Below are 13,970 nucleotides of genomic sequence, written 5' to 3' on the forward strand. Positions count from 1 at the left end.
TTCAGGCGCGGTTGCGAGCCCCTCGCGCATCTTTGCCCCTAACGGATTGGGTACTTGGTTGGGGACAGCTCGAAACTATTGTCAAACATCTTGCAGTATGGCACTGCTAATCTGGCATCTCCAATTGCAGCCAGGTACGTCTTGTGCCACAGGCAGTGCATTCCATCAAGAACTCCGTGGCGTGTGCATACTGCTCCAAGACCTCCAGATGGGCGTGTAGCGTTTCCTGTCCACAGGTGGCGCAAGGCAGCAATTCGGTAGCCGCTAGCTGCTCCTGCAGAAACTCTAGTTCATCGTCGTTCATTGATTGGTAAGGTAGTGGCCTGATTGGGGGGTACAAGCGGTGTAGGCAGTTGCCTACCGTTCAGGCCCGTCGTTTTCCGGGCCTGGCTTCGCTGACGCAACTGAGCGCTGCGCTTTCTGCAAGCCGCGTCCGGCACTTCGCAGGGCAGCGGCCTCGTCGGCTAATGCCGGTATTTTCTCCGCCCTAGTCAATGCCTCGGCTACGGCCTGCAGGTTGGCACCACCCAGGTAGGCAGATTTCTCCACGGCCTTAGCAGCCCGCCCCAACGAATCAGCTGGCCCGGGGTAGCCCTGCTCCTGTAGTCCGTCAACCAGTTCTTTGGCAGCTTGCACGAATGCGGCCGTCAGCGCGGGGGGCGAGTTGGTGGAAGACACAGCCGGCGTAGCGGCTACGGTCTTCGATTGCTCCGGGTGTAAGGTGGCCAGCGCGGCCCCGAACCGGGCGGCCTCGCGCTTCGACTCCGGATCTTGAAACCGTTGATCCTGCTCAACCTCCCGCAGCAGCTCCCGCAGACCATCCCCGTGCCGGGCAAGGCTTTCCTGCGGATTGCGGTCAATGTCGAGCACCTGGCTCAGCAGGGCGTCCGCGCGCTGGGTGCGCCGGTAATCCACGCCGGCTACCAGCTGCTGCAGGGCCGGGGTGGCGGCCACCAATTCGCGCAGCTGTTCTAGCTGTCGGACGGCGGGGGTCGGTCCCTCCGGCAGGGGGCGAGCTTGGCTGGGGTGACGCGCCGCTTCGGCCTCCGGTCCGGGCAGCGGCGTGGTGTTGCGGGCAAATAAGTCGCGTAGCGCCTGTAAGTCCTTTTCCCGGTGCCCTGCGCCGTGCAAGCTCACAATGCCCTGGTCGCGGGCGGGGTTGAGCTTTTCGTGCTCCCGGTTGAAGTCGACCTGGTAGCCCGCCTGGTAGGCAATTTCGGCGAAGGTGGCCTGCAGCGTGCGGCCGTTGCCCTCGCGGAAGGCGTGCACGTGGTTGTAGTGGTCGAAATAGTAGGCTGCCCGCTCAGCAAAAGCCTCGGGCGTCGGTAGGCCCTTGAGGTTGTTTTCACGCTTGAGCTGCTCGCCCAGCGCGTTTAGCCGCTCGTCAATCCGCTCGAAGGGCGCAAAATGCATCGGCACGGCCGTGGTACCCGGCAGGTCGGCGGCTTTGACGCCCTGAAATCCGGCCTCCCGGCGGGTTTGCCCGGCCCACTCAAACGTATCCTGGAACAAATGCTGGTGCACGGCCCGCAGCCGCGCAGCATCAAAGGTGTCGCCTTGCGGCCCGTAGCCGGCGGCCAATTCCTGCAGGCGGCGCAGCGACGCGTCCTTGGTAGCCTGCTCTAATTCATCGGCATCCGTTATACCGAGCTTGTTGTAAAAGACGCCGGTGTGAGGGTCCGTAAACTTATCCATCGCGGGGGTAACTACGAGCGCCGGGCTGCTCGCTGGAATAGGGCCAAAAAAGTAGCCCGACCGAAGCCGGGCTACTGCAATGAAAGACTTGAAAATATGCTGTGTTAGGCTACGTGGGCCAAGGCGTGCTCGACGTTGCGCGCCTGCACCTGGCGCAGGTGCTCGTCGTGGCGGGCCCCCACGGTGGCCAGGTCAATCTGGCCGGCGATGTACTGCGCGTGCAGCTCCGCCAGCCACTCGGGCTCCTGGTAGGCGCCCTGGCTGCGGGTAATGCCCAGCGACTGGTTTATGATAAACTGCCGCTGCTCGCGGGTCTGTTCGCGGGGACCAAACTGCGGGGTGTGAGAGGCTTGCGTGTTCATAAAAGACAGTACGTAAACGGGGAATCGAGAGTACAAATTAAACAAAAAACCCGGCATTATAGTGCCCCGGTGGCCCTTAGAGCATGGGCTCATTATCCGGCATCTGCCCAGACTTCAAGGTATTGGCATACTGGCCTACGATGCCCGCCACGTCCTCCCGGATAAGGTCAAAATTCGCTTGAATCACCGCTTGCAGTGCACTAACCGGGCCGGCCACGGGGCCGCTACCCGCCTGACGGGCCGCGCGCCGCTGACTGAGCCAGTCTTGTTCCTGCCCCTCCCCTACCGGAGCCTTGCCCAGCGTCGGCGCGGGGCCGCCCTCGAACGTAGCCAACGGCTGCAGGGGGTAATTCCCGGGCGCCGCCTGGCGCTCCACCTTGCCCTGAAAAAAGGGCTGCTCGGTTTCCACGGTCTGGCCGATGAACTCGCCGGTCTCCAGGGTAATAGTATCCTGCAGGCGCACCAGGTTGCGCTCCTGCCAGCTCACGCTCTGGCTGGCGTTGCTGCCGGCGCCCCGGCTGCCTCCGCTCTGGCTGCGGCCCGTACTGACCGACACCATCTCCCGGTCCTCCTTGCCCACCAGCTCCGACACGAATTTGGCTGTTTCCAGCGAGTTGACCTTGCCGAAAAACTGGTTGTTAAGGTTGCTCACCATCACCTGCATCTTGTCGCGGCCGTAGGCGTCAATCATCTGGCTCAGGTCCTGGGTCATGTAAATCATGGCCACCTTGTTGCTGCGGGCCGTGGCCGGTATCACCTCCAGGTTGGGCACGTAGATGGTCGCCGCCTCGTCGAGGAACACATAGCTCGGGTGCTTGTGCTGCTGGTTCATCAGCTTCAGGGCCACGGCCACGATGCAGCTGATAACCGGCGAGAAGGTTTCCTTGAGCGTGGGGTCGTTGCCCACCACCAGCACCTTGGGTGCCTGCGGGTCATTTAGGTCCAGCGAAAACCCCTCCCCTCTCGCCTCATCTGGCGTGAGCACCCAGGCAATTTCCGGCGAGTTGATGCGCGTGAGCACGATCTGCAGGGACGCAATGACGCCGGCCACCTGCTTCTCGGCCCGTTGCTTCACGGCCGTGGTAATCGAGCGCACCATGTCGCCGCATTCCGGGTCGGTGTCGAGCATGCTCAGCACGTGGGTAAAGTCGCGGTGCAGGGCCGTGTTCACCACGTGGGGCAAGGTGCAGAAGGTGGGGAAGTTCTTCTTGTAAAACCAGATGATGGCCGTCAGAAAGGCGTTGGCGCTGGTGTCGAAGAAGTCCATCTTTTTGATGCTCTCCGGGTTCAGGTTGGCCATGATGGCGCGGGCGTACTCGTTGGCGTAGGCCACCACCGGCATCTTGTCGGCCCGCAGCGGGTTTACCCGCTCGCTGCGCTCCAGGTCTTTGAAGTTGATGATGTGCAGCTGCACCGCCGCTCGCTCCTGCCCTGCCGCCGCGGCTTTGGCGTCGGCCAGCACAAACGCTTTCTGCGCGGCCTCCGCCAGCACCGGAAACTTGAAGTCGTAGATGAGCCCGGCAAAGCCCTTCTCGGTGAACTGCTCAATCAGGGGCTCCCCAATCGAGTACGACTTGCCCGCCCCGGCCCCGCCGAGCACCAGCGTGCCCCGAAACGGGTTGGGAATGTTGATCCAGCCGCCGTCGGTGGTGGCCAGGCTAAAGCCGTGCTCCGAGACCTGCTGCCGGCGCTCGGTGCGCAGGCCAAACCGCTCGGTCTTGTGCAGGGCCCGCGTGATACCGGCTGCCAGGCCCGCGCCCACCACGAGCAGGGCGGCGGCGGGGTATAGCCAGCTAATTACCCCAGCGGGAAACGATGCCAGCGCCAGCAGCAACGCGCCGCCCACCAAGCCCACTGCGGCGGCTCCCAGTTGTACCCGCCGCAGCTGCAGCTGCGTGGGCTGCCAGCGGCGTTGGCCGGGCCGGGCGGGCGGCGCTTTGAGCAGCAGCGCCAGCAACAGCCCGGCGACCAGCACCCCTGCGCGCACGATTAGGCCAAAGCGGTGGTAGAAGCTTACTAGCCCCGCCAGCAAGCGGCTGATAATGGATGTTCTCAGGCCGGCAGCGGGCGTGCCCGAACCCGCCGCGTCGAGCGCGAATTCTGGATGGGAAAGCAAGTAGTATTCGCCGGTGGTCAGCAAAACCAACAGCAGGCCCAAGGCCACATACAAGCCGGTCAGGCGGTGGGTAGTCGGCTGCCGGGGGGCGCTCATCATGCTCATGCGGAAATGAAATCAAGAGGTTCGCTCATCGGGATTACAGCTCGGGCTCCCATTGCCGGCGCCCGCGCTGCTCGCCGATGTCCTGGGTGGCCACGCGGTCGGGTCCGCTGGTGGCGCGCAGGGCCTGCTGAAAGCTGTGCAGGGCGTGCCGCACCTGGTGGCCGGTTTGGCCACGGGCGGGCTCCTCCCGGCCCGTGGCCAGCAAGTGGTAGGCATTGTCCAAGGGCTGTCCCTGCCGGGCACGCCCCTCCAGCCGGCGGAGCCGGTCGTAGAAAATCCGGTCGTAGCCCCTCCCTTGCGCAATGCGCTGCACCCGCGCCGCATCCAGCGGCTGGCTCGGGTCCACCTGCCGGTTTAGCTGCGCGACGCGCTCGGCAATGCGGGCATTGCGCTGGGGGTTGGGCTCCGTCAGGACTGGGGCGGGTCTTCGGCGGGGCGCCGGACCCTGGTAGGCAAACTGGCGCTCGAATGCCAACCGGGCCTCGTCCTGCCAGTCGCGCAGGCTAAAGCGGCTAACCCGGCCGCCGGGGTTCAGCGTGACGCGCTGCGCTCTATCCCGGGCTGAAACAACGACGTGGACGTGGGCCTGCAGGCCGGGCCGCACCTGTCCTGGCCGAGCCGCTCCGGCCCGCACGGCTGCGTCGGTGCCGCGGTGCGTGCGTTCGTGGTGCACGATGGCACCCCACACCAAATCATCCTTCCCCACGGCCCCTCCGTCCTTGAGCCGAAAGCCGGCGGCGTAGGCGGCCATTACCTCCCGGGTGTAAGCGCGCAGCTTCGCCTCGTCGCCTCCGCCGATGTACGCCAATTCTTCCGGGCTCGGGGAAAGCACCAGGGAATAAAACTTGGCCTCCCCTGCCCGCAGTCCTTTGACGTTGCCGTCCAGGGAAGCCAGCAATGCCTCCCGGTCCAGCAAGTCCTGCTGGCCGTTGAAGAAGCGCGGCGCCTCGCCGTTTTGGCGAGCCTCGTGGGTCAGGTAATTCAGCGCCTGGGCCGCACTACCCTGGTTGTTGTAGGCTTTTTTGCCGTTCGTTTTAGGGTTAATAAGCTTGGCGTGCATGGCGGTAATCCTGATCTAACGGGCCTTTTTAAGAGCCTTTATATCTAGAGCAGCCAGTCCGGCCGCTACGGCTTCGGCGATGCGCGTCTGGTTTTTCTGCTGTATTTTGCGCAGCGCTTCCCCTCCTTCCGGGGCTAATAAATTCTCGACAACGCGTAGTGTTTGGTCCTGCACTGCCTGCTGCCGCAGCTGAAAGCGCAGCATTTCCAGCAATATGCCTCGCTCCTGCTCCTGTAGGTAAGCGAATACCCGGTCGCCCAGCCGCTTTACCTCGGCCATGATGAGTTGACCTTCCCGAGCCTGCGATTCCACTGGGTTCAGGCCTCGCTCCGCGAAGTAGCGAATGGCCGCATCAGCGTATTCGGTGCGGGTAATGCCTAGGCGCGCAGCCTCTGCTCCTACTAGGCGGTGGGCCGGCCCACTCACGGTCAGGTGCTTGACGGCGGAGCTCTGGGCGGGTTGAGGTGGCGGGTTTTGTGGCAGTTCCTGCATATCAGTGATTTTAACTTCTAGACCCTGACTGTCAACTTTTTAAAGGATCATATTAACTAATATCAACTTTGTTGATATGTAACTACCATTTAGTCAGCGTATTAGCGCGAGTAAATGGTGGTCTTCTTGCTAACTACCATTAAGCCCGGCTTCGCACTATCTGCAGGTGTGCTGGTTAAGTGAGTTTTAGCTACTGCCCTATCCCTATGCTTCCTTTCTGCTTTCAGGTATGGAGACCTGTGACCTCTAGGTATACCCTCGCATTGAAGCGGCCGGGATGCTATTAGCAGGGAACTGGTGAGAGCAACAGAGCAAAGTGGCCTAATTTTTTATTTCTCAGGAAACAAGTAAATCAAAAGTTTAACTGTGAATCCTGGCCGCTTTACGCCCCGTATGCCACTTTGTTTCTTAAGATTTTAGGAAATAAGTTTCTTAAGAACTTTTGTAGAATGTTTACTGAGCAACTTGTTTTCTGTTTTACTGAGCACCTTTTATGTTTATTTACTAGGAAATAAGTAAAATAGGAAATATCCATCTCATTTTTCAAGTAATTCAGCTTCTTTATTTTCTAGGAAATAAAAAAACAAGTTTACAAGTAGCTTTGAAAACTGAGAAACAAGATGCTTATTTTGCAAACTGCTTCTCCAGTGGCTTTCCCTATTAGTTCCCCTGCCTTATGAAAATCATTTGCGTTGCCAACCAGAAGGGTGGCATTGGTAAGAGTACCCTCATCACCGTGCTGGCTGGTGCGCTGGCCGCCGACTACGGCTACCGCGTGCTCGTGGTCGACGCGGACTCGCAGCAGACGCTGGCGGGGGTACGCCTCACCAACGACCAGCCGAGCGTCGAGTTGGAGCGCGAAGCCGGTACACTGACCGAGCCAGCGTTTCCCTATGCGCTGGAATCGGTAGGCATGAGCCAGGTGTATGATCGGCTCGACGAAATCAGCGACGACTACGACGTGGTGTTTATTGACGTACCAGGCCGCTCCGATGACACAGCCATGATTGACGTGCTCAGCGGTGCCAACGTGGTGCTCGTGCCGGTAGGGGCCTCGGATGCCGAGCGCCTGGCCACGATTTCCTTTATGCAGCTGCTGCAGGAGATTTCCCGGCTGTCGCGGGAGCAGGGGCTGGACTTCCAGTTCTTCGGCGTGCACTCGCACCGCACCAACCTGAAGGAGGAAAAGGACATGGATGAATTCACCGACGCCCTGGGGCTGCCGCGCCTGCAGGCCTCGTTGCGCCAGCTGGGCTGCTACAAGCGCCTCTCCACCCGTTACAGCTACCTCAATCCGGCCTACCGCCGGGCCGTGGGGGCCGATGCTTCGGTGGAAGCCGAAGTACGGGCCTTGTGCGACGAACTGATTGCCCGTGCCGGGCTCACCGCTGAACTCGTATCGTAATGGCCAAGATCCAACGCCTGAAAATCTCCACGGACGAGAAGATGTCCATGCTGCGCGGGCAGCCTGGGCACATGCCGGCCGCGCCCGTAGCAGCAGAGCCCACCACGGCATCTGCTCCTGAGCCCGCGCCTGTACCGGCACCCGAGCCAGCGCCAGTGGCTCCGCCGGTGGTAGAGGCTGCGGCTCCAGCGCCGGCACCGGTTGTTGCAGCAGTAGCGGCTCCTAAGCCAGCTGCCCCTGCCACGCAGGCAGTAAAGCGGGGTCGGGGCCGGCCACCAAAAGCCGAAACAGCAGCTGCCGAAACGGCTCCGTCCGGACTGCAGCCGTCACTGATTCGTCTGGAAGGGGAGACGCAACGGGCCGCGCTGGCCTACATCCACGAGGAGCTGATGCTGCACAGCCGCCGCGTGTATCTGAAGGAGTTGGTAGATGAAGCGGTGAACTATTACCTCCAGCACGGACCGCCATCGAAAATGAAGTAAGCTCCCATCGGCCTCTTTCCAACTCTCAAGACTGAATATGAAGCAAATTTCAGGTTTGCGATTTGACGCTTTGGCTGGATATGCCCGTCAACCTGCTACCAAACACATGTTTCAAGAAGTTGCTTGGTTTTCACATTTTGACGAGCGTGTTCTAGGTGTATTGGTGAAGCACTGGGAGGATGGTGACTTTGCGGGAGCAGTTTTTGGCCGTGACAGGAAAGGACGTTACCGCGCAGTAGAGCTTACAGTTCCATTTCAGGAAAATGCCACCCTCGCGAGAATAGATCTACGCCGGGCAATGGAAAGAGTATCGGGACAACCTGATGAATCTTATTTTCAGGGTGATGAGAAGGGGAAACCTTTAGACTTCTTTGCGCCTCAAGCACCCGATAAAGAACAAAATCCCTCGTTTCGCATGCTACTGAACGACGAGGGGCATGCGGCTGCCAAAGGGATTATCAAACCATTGATGCACTGGTTTGAAGACCCAGACGGAAATTTTGTTGAGCAATTTCAATCAAGTGGATTTGATGCGCGCATTTGGGAGCTATACCTATATGCGGCTTTTGTAGAGATGGGTTATGCGTTCGACCGCACTAAACCAATGCCTGATTTCACTTGCGAAGGCATAAACGGCATTTTTTGCGTTGAGGCAGTTACAGTTAACCCTACAGTTATAGATGGGGCTATTCAGCCTCCTCCACAGATTAATACGCCGGACGATATTCTACAATATCAGCGTGAGTACATGCCCATTAAGTTTGGCAGCCCACTCACATCCAAGCTAAAGAAGAGGTACTGGGAAAAACCTCATGTTGCAGGTAAGCCGCTAATATTTGCTATTCAGGACTTCTCTGCACCAGGTAGCCTGCTGGATTCCCGAGCTGGCCTCCCCATTTACCTATATGGTATAGACTACGATTGGACCCATGATAATGATGGCCAATTGGTTATAACTCCCCGTGAGGTAAAAACCCACCGTTGGGGCTCAAAGGAAATTCCCTCCGGCTTCTTTAATCTACCCGACTCCGAACACATTAGCGGGGTGCTGTTCAGCAATAGTGGTACTATTTCCAAGTTCAACAGAATGGGGGTACTGGCTGGGTTTGGCTTAGAAAACGTAACGTTACTCAGGCATGGATCTGCCGTAAACCACGATCCCAATGCAACAGAACCATTACCATTCATTCACCGTGTTGACCCAACGGTATATACCGAATCATGGAGCGAGGGTCTAGAGTTATACCATAACCCTAATTCCTTACACCCTCTGGACCCTGCGTTACTACCAAACATCGCTCACTATCACCTGCTTGAAGACGGTTTACTGCAAGGCATTACACCGAAATGGCATCCTCTGGTATCTCATACGCAAGTATTAGTAGGAGTTAAGGAGCTATAGTTCTGCCAAGCACACAGAATGGGTTATGGCACTGTGAGATGAGGCTGGTTGGCCTTTAACTCATCTAATACAACAGCTAAGACATCCTCCGCAGTAATGTTTAACAGATCTGCCACGCGCAGTAACTCAGCCACGGTAAGCGTGGACGGATCTGCCTCGCGTTGCTTAATGGTGCGGTAGGTCATGCGAAGATGTTCCATCAGTTCGCGCTCTGTAAAGTGGTATCGGCCGTTTCGAAGCAGGTCAGTGAATCGCCGCGGGGCGGATGACTCCACTTGGCTTTTGGGCGGTAGGTGAGGAGTATTCGGCATGGTGGTTATTGGATGAGGAAGTAAAGGAGTGTGGCGAGCGGGTACCCCACCGCCCCCGGCCCCGCCCGGTAATGGGCGAGGCGACAAGGTGAATGGCTATTCCGGCGCGTGCTCCAGGGCCGTAAAGTGGGGGTTCTGCCGCGCTTCTTCGGCTAACGTGCGTTCCTCCCACTCGGCAATCTGCCGCATGATGTTGGTCAGCCAGAGGCCCAGCCGGGCGGGGTCTGCCTCGGCTAAAATTCGGGCCGTCGCGGTGCGGCGCTGCTCGTCGGTGAAAGCAGGATGCTCCATCAGGCGCGTTAGCTCGATGCGCTGCGTGGAAACCACTACAGCCGTGAGCGTAGGCAGCGCTTCCTGCCCCAAAGCAACCAGGGGCAAGGCGGGCCGGGCCGGACGGGGCAGCGCAGGGGAAGGGGCTTCCTCGGGCTCGTCATTTACCACAGGGGCCGCAGGGCTTGCGCTGGGCGGGGTCGGTTCCGGGGTGCTCGGCTCGTTATCATCGGTGCCCGTGGTACCTAAGATAAACTCAGCGGCCCGCTGGGCCCGGCTGGCGGCCTGCACGACCAGCTTTTTGTCGCCGCGCAGCTGCTCCAGCCAAAACTGCAGGTAGGCGGCGGTATTTTCCAGCGTCGCGCTGGGGTCCAGCCCCGCATGGCCACACAGGAAGGCGGCGCCCATCTCGGCCGTCAGCTCCTCGCGGGCGTAGCTGGCGCGGCCGCTCGGGCGCAGGGCCTCGGTCAGGTCGGGCCGGTCCAGGCGGCTGGCGTGGCCGGTGGCGTGGGTCAGCTCGTGAAACAGGGTTGAGTAATAGGCCTCGCCGCTGGTGAAGGTTTCCGGGCGGGGCACGTGCACGAAGTCGGGGCCGGGGGCGTAGTAGGCCTGGCTGCCGCCGTGCTCGATGCGGGGGCAGGTGGCCCAATTTGCTACCAGGGCCTCCGCAGCCGCCAGGGGCTCGTGGGCCCGGTCCTGGGGTTGCTCCGGTAGAACGATATCCACGCCTTCGACATCATCCACCGAAAAGACGGTGTAGTACTTGATAAAGGGTTTTTTTTCCTCTTCGCCGGTTTGCTTGTCCGTGCGGGTCGTGACGTTGTAGTAAATCACGGGCATGCCTTTGGCCCCTTTGCGAATGTTGCCGCCCAACTCACGCGCCTGCCGAAACGTGAGAAAGAAAGGCGTACCGCCTACCAAGTGCAGTAGAAAAGCATTGATGCCGGTGTAGGCCCGCCCGCTGACGTAGTTGCGGGGCAACCCATAGGCGGCATGCCAGGGCTTGCGCCAAGCAATCTGGCCCGCTTCAAGGGCAGCAATTACCCGGTCGGTAACAATCTGGTACACGTCGGGGCGGGTGGTCGTTTGGGCGGCGGTGCTGGTTTGCTTTTTCATCGCTAAGTGGAGGCTAAGTGACTGTTTTTAAAACCGTTTCCTTACTTATTAAACGTAAAATCAACAGTTTTTGTTGCTAAAAAGACAACAAAAAACAGCATTAACAAGCCATTATTTTGTCCCCCCAAACCATTTCTTCCCCACTGCCCCCGCCGCTCGGTTCGCCTTTCCACTTACCTTGAGGGGCCGGAAACAAAAGCGCCCGACAGGTTTGCTGTCGGGCGCGTTCACCGCTTCACAGGGCAGATTATTCGGGTTGGCTGAGCTCTTGTTGGAGACACTCTTGCAGGCTCGCCCGGGAGGCTTCGCCGATTTGAATCAGGGGCGCTCCATCGTTGAGGTAAAACAAGACCGGATTAGCTTTGGCAACCGCTTGGCTCCAGGAATCTTCCGAGAGGTTCGCGGGCAGGTGCAGCAGGGGCTGATACTCGTCGCGGATGAGCTGCAGAATCAACCCTTTCATTGCGGGGCAAAAACTAGAAAAAGGCCGGTGACCGGTAAATATCATAACAGGGGTGATGGCGTGGGAAGGAAGGCAACGAGGGTTCCGGGCCGGCCGCGTAGCGGGGCCCGGAAATAGACAGCCCAACCCGTTGGCTAATAGCAAGCCGACGGCAGCCGCAGCAGCAGCTGCGGGGGATGTCTACCAGAAAGTTGGATTAGCCTCGATGCGGTCCGACGAACAGGGCTGGGCGCTCGGAAATAGGCAGCGGCCGCCGGGCGGCGGGTGCCAGGGTTCGGCCCATTAGAGGGAAGCCGAACGGAGCATATAAGGATGTAAGACCTGTTTTCGCCAGCATGGTAAGCAGCTTGCTATGGTCGCAAAGCTAAATAATCGGCCTATACTTTGAGAGCTTTTCAACGCTACGCCTTATAACCGCTACCGCTCTTGTTCGTTAGTGCGCCCGGTTAGCATATTGGCATTTACACCGCTAGGCGCAAGGCGGTGCCGCTCGGCCCGGTCGGCAGAATGTTCGTGCACGTGGGCGCCAGGCTGACGGGCCACATCGTCGAGCGCGGCATTGACGCGCGCTAAATCCGGCTGGTCGAGGCGGTAGCTGACCTCCATCTCGCTGTGGCGCTGGTGGGTGGCCGGGTCGGTGGCGCTGCGCAGCGAGCCGGTATTCAGTCCGGCCTCGCGCAGCTGCTCGGCCACGGCTTCGGCTTGGCCGGTGCAGCCCGGCTGTGGTTCGGGCTCGTCGATGCGGATAATAGCAGTTTTCGTCACTTGCGGGGGTGGGGTGGCCGCCGCCAGCTCCCGGCGCTGGGCCTGCTCGCCGGCATCCTCGCGCAGCGTTACCAGGGGCGACTTCTCCAGCGCGTCCAGCGTCTGGCTGAGCTGGCGCAGCCCGCCGGGGGTGCCATGGGGATGGTAGCGCACGTCCAGCTCGCTGCGCAAGTGCCCGCTGGCCGGGTCCGCTTCGGCCCGTAACGCCACGTCGGCGCCGGCTTTGCGCAGCAGCTCGCGCATCTGCTGGGCCTGGCTGGGCGTGGCCTCGTCGGCGTGGCTTGGTTCGGTTACCGTCAACTGCACGGCGCGCTGCAGGGCCGGGTCCCCGGCTGCCGCGGCCACGGCTAGGGTTACGGTCTGGCGCTGCTGCTCCGCTTCCCGGCGCTGCTCATCCGGGCTCTGCGCGGCGGCGCGCTGCTCGGCCTGTTGCCGCTCAGCCTGCTCCTGGCGGGCGCGTTCCTGACGCTGCTGCTCCTTGGCCAGCTCATCGGCGCGGGCCTGTTGGGCCACCTGCTCGCGGCTCAGGCCCTGGCTCAGCAGCTCCAGGTCCCGGTTAAAGTCCTTGCTGATGGCGTATTCCGTGCGAATGAAGTTCTCGGGCTGCCGGCCGGGCTCGGCGGGTTGTCGCTCCAGCTGCTCGCGCTGCCGTTCGCGCTGGGCGTGCAGGGTGCGGGCCAACTCCTCCAAGGCCTGGCTGTCGGCATTAGGCGCGACTAGGCGCACCACGGTTTCCCGCCGGCTGGCCCGCTGCACTTCCAGACTCAGGGCGTCATCGGCCCCGGGCCGCAGCTGCTGCACCTGCGCAGCAAGCTGGGCCAGGTGCTCGGTGCCCTCGGCGCGGGTGGCGTGGTGAAACTCCACGCGCAGGGCCGTATGGTACTTACCAGCCGCCGTGGCGTGCCATTCCACGGGGCGCGGCGCCTCGTCGTAAGCCACGTGCCCGTCGGCCACTTCGCGGGCGCGGCGCGGGGCCTGCAGCTCGTTGAGGTAATTGATATTGAAGCGCCGGCCGGCCGCGTCGTTGTCGTTGGCCAGCACCACCTCCCGGGGCTCCTGCTTATCGATGAGCTTTTGAATTAGCTCCACCTGCCGCTCGGTGACGGTGCCGCTAGTGGCCACATACAGGGTATTGGGCCGGCCCTCAGCACCGCGGTGGTGCAGCTGGTGGTAGCTCATGGCATCCACGGGGCTTTCCGACACGACCAGGCGCTGCACCGGGGTATCCTTGCCTTCGGTGGGATGCGACACCCACACGCCCGTCTTGGGCAGCTGCAGCAGGTGCTTGTAGTCCTCGTTACGCTGCTCCACGGTGGCAATGCCGTGTTCGTTGTAGAGCGGAAAAGCGGTGTTGCGGAAATTCCCCTGCTGGCTGGTAAATACCCGGCCCTGGAAAGCCGGGCTGTCAATGGTCTCATCCGACAGGTGCCGGTGGTGCAGGTAGCTGCGGTCGGTCAGCGCGGCATGGGTGCCCATCACGGCGGCCACGAGGCGGGCACGCCGCTCGGCTTCGGTCTCGACCTCAGCCGGCTCGCTGGGCTTGGGCGCGTAGGCCGCCGGGGTGGGCGGTGGGGGAACGGTGGCCGCCTGCCAGCCCTGCTCCGGTTCGCCCAGGTACTGGCGCAGGGTCTGCCGAACTTGGCCCAATGTCTGGTTTTCGCGCGTTTTTACGAAGTCGATGATGGAGCCGGAGTCCCGGTCATCCCCGGGGTTCAGGTACACCTGGTGGTCCCCCTTGCGGGAAACGATGAGCATTTCTCCGTCCTTTTCCAGCTGGTGCCACTGGCCGCGGGGGCCGGCCTTTTTCACGTCGTAGCCATGGCGCCGGGTGGCGTATTCCACCAAGTCGATGGACTGCTTGAAGCGGTCAAGCTCTTGGGGGTCGTTGTCGCGTAGGGGAGGGGTTGAGGTTGGCATAAACAGGAT

The 13,970-nt window shown here is 60.9% G+C and carries 12 protein-coding genes; 3 read left to right on the top strand and 9 right to left on the bottom strand.

Annotated elements, in window-relative coordinates; translation table 11 throughout:
- Positions 1–357 precede the first annotated feature (357 nt).
- The 5 genes from FDY95_RS25375 to FDY95_RS25395 all read right to left on the bottom strand — a co-directional run bounded on the left by FDY95_RS25375 (position 358) and on the right by FDY95_RS25395 (position 5,830).
- Positions 358–1,695 (bottom strand): Fic/DOC family protein, encoded by a 1,338-nt coding sequence (locus FDY95_RS25375; RefSeq protein WP_138082450.1) that lies wholly within the window; start codon positions 1,693–1,695, stop codon positions 358–360.
- Between the two features lie 104 nt (positions 1,696–1,799).
- The gene (locus FDY95_RS25380) at positions 1,800–2,057 is read right to left on the bottom strand and encodes a hypothetical protein (RefSeq protein WP_138082452.1); all 258 of its coding nucleotides are present in this window, start codon (positions 2,055–2,057) and stop codon (positions 1,800–1,802) included.
- Between the two features lie 76 nt (positions 2,058–2,133).
- Positions 2,134–4,272, bottom strand: coding sequence for a type IV secretory system conjugative DNA transfer family protein (locus FDY95_RS25385; protein ID WP_171025853.1), 2,139 nt, complete (start codon positions 4,270–4,272; stop codon positions 2,134–2,136).
- Between the two features lie 40 nt (positions 4,273–4,312).
- Positions 4,313–5,338, bottom strand: coding sequence for a DUF5712 family protein (locus tag FDY95_RS25390; RefSeq protein ID WP_138082456.1), 1,026 nt, complete (start codon positions 5,336–5,338; stop codon positions 4,313–4,315).
- 15 nt (positions 5,339–5,353) lie between these two features.
- Positions 5,354–5,830 carry a hypothetical protein gene (locus FDY95_RS25395; RefSeq protein WP_138082458.1) on the bottom strand — a complete coding sequence of 159 codons (477 nt, stop codon included), beginning with the start codon at positions 5,828–5,830 and terminating at the stop codon, positions 5,354–5,356.
- A 676-nt stretch (positions 5,831–6,506) separates the two neighbouring features.
- Here FDY95_RS25395 and FDY95_RS25400 point away from each other — a divergent pair.
- The 3 genes from FDY95_RS25400 to FDY95_RS25410 are packed head-to-tail and all read left to right on the top strand — an operon-like array spanning position 6,507 to position 9,119.
- Positions 6,507–7,235, top strand: a complete 729-nt coding sequence (locus FDY95_RS25400; protein ID WP_138082460.1) for a ParA family protein — start codon at positions 6,507–6,509, stop codon at positions 7,233–7,235.
- Positions 7,235–7,717, top strand: a complete 483-nt coding sequence (locus FDY95_RS26650; RefSeq protein WP_138082462.1) for a hypothetical protein — start codon at positions 7,235–7,237, stop codon at positions 7,715–7,717. Before FDY95_RS25400 ends, FDY95_RS26650 begins: the two co-directional genes overlap by 1 nt.
- A gap of 37 nt (positions 7,718–7,754) precedes the next feature.
- A complete protein-coding gene (locus FDY95_RS25410) occupies positions 7,755–9,119 on the top strand; it encodes a hypothetical protein (protein WP_138082464.1) in 1,365 nt (454 codons plus the stop codon).
- A 23-nt stretch (positions 9,120–9,142) separates the two neighbouring features.
- On the opposite strand, the gene FDY95_RS26525 is transcribed toward FDY95_RS25410, so the two are convergent.
- From FDY95_RS26525 to FDY95_RS25425, 4 genes are all read right to left on the bottom strand, one after another.
- Positions 9,143–9,304 (bottom strand): hypothetical protein, encoded by a 162-nt coding sequence (locus tag FDY95_RS26525; RefSeq protein ID WP_171025854.1) that lies wholly within the window; start codon positions 9,302–9,304, stop codon positions 9,143–9,145.
- Between the two features lie 222 nt (positions 9,305–9,526).
- A complete protein-coding gene (locus tag FDY95_RS25415; protein WP_138082466.1) occupies positions 9,527–10,816 on the bottom strand; it encodes an ArdC family protein in 1,290 nt (429 codons plus the stop codon).
- Between the two features lie 247 nt (positions 10,817–11,063).
- Positions 11,064–11,279: a hypothetical protein gene (locus FDY95_RS25420; protein ID WP_138082468.1), complete on the bottom strand. Its 216-nt coding sequence runs from the start codon at positions 11,277–11,279 to the stop codon at positions 11,064–11,066.
- 417 nt (positions 11,280–11,696) lie between these two features.
- Entirely contained in the window at positions 11,697–13,961 is a 2,265-nt protein-coding gene (locus FDY95_RS25425; RefSeq protein ID WP_171025855.1) for a toprim domain-containing protein, read from the bottom strand.
- Between the last annotated feature and the right edge of the window lie 9 nt (positions 13,962–13,970).

The sequence above is a fragment of the Hymenobacter jeollabukensis genome, assembly GCF_005771675.1.
In the GTDB taxonomy this organism is placed as follows: Bacteria; Bacteroidota; Bacteroidia; order Cytophagales; family Hymenobacteraceae; genus Solirubrum; species Solirubrum jeollabukense.

Excerpts from the sequence above, each read along its gene's own strand:
- FDY95_RS25375 (WP_138082450.1), bottom strand. The coding sequence starts at position 1,695 with ATGGATAAGTTTACGGACCCTCACACCGGCGTCTTTTACAACAAGCTC.
- FDY95_RS25380 (WP_138082452.1), bottom strand. The coding sequence starts at position 2,057 with ATGAACACGCAAGCCTCTCACACCCCGCAGTTTGGTCCCCGCGAACAG.
- FDY95_RS25385 (WP_171025853.1), bottom strand. The coding sequence starts at position 4,272 with ATGATGAGCGCCCCCCGGCAGCCGACTACCCACCGCCTGACCGGCTTG.
- FDY95_RS25390 (WP_138082456.1), bottom strand. The coding sequence starts at position 5,338 with ATGCACGCCAAGCTTATTAACCCTAAAACGAACGGCAAAAAAGCCTAC.
- FDY95_RS25395 (WP_138082458.1), bottom strand. The coding sequence starts at position 5,830 with ATGCAGGAACTGCCACAAAACCCGCCACCTCAACCCGCCCAGAGCTCC.
- FDY95_RS25400 (WP_138082460.1), top strand. The coding sequence starts at position 6,507 with ATGAAAATCATTTGCGTTGCCAACCAGAAGGGTGGCATTGGTAAGAGT.
- FDY95_RS26650 (WP_138082462.1), top strand. The coding sequence starts at position 7,235 with ATGGCCAAGATCCAACGCCTGAAAATCTCCACGGACGAGAAGATGTCC.
- FDY95_RS25410 (WP_138082464.1), top strand. The coding sequence starts at position 7,755 with ATGAAGCAAATTTCAGGTTTGCGATTTGACGCTTTGGCTGGATATGCC.
- FDY95_RS26525 (WP_171025854.1), bottom strand. The coding sequence starts at position 9,304 with ATGACCTACCGCACCATTAAGCAACGCGAGGCAGATCCGTCCACGCTT.
- FDY95_RS25415 (WP_138082466.1), bottom strand. The coding sequence starts at position 10,816 with ATGAAAAAGCAAACCAGCACCGCCGCCCAAACGACCACCCGCCCCGAC.
- FDY95_RS25420 (WP_138082468.1), bottom strand. The coding sequence starts at position 11,279 with ATGAAAGGGTTGATTCTGCAGCTCATCCGCGACGAGTATCAGCCCCTG.
- FDY95_RS25425 (WP_171025855.1), bottom strand. The coding sequence starts at position 13,961 with ATGCCAACCTCAACCCCTCCCCTACGCGACAACGACCCCCAAGAGCTT.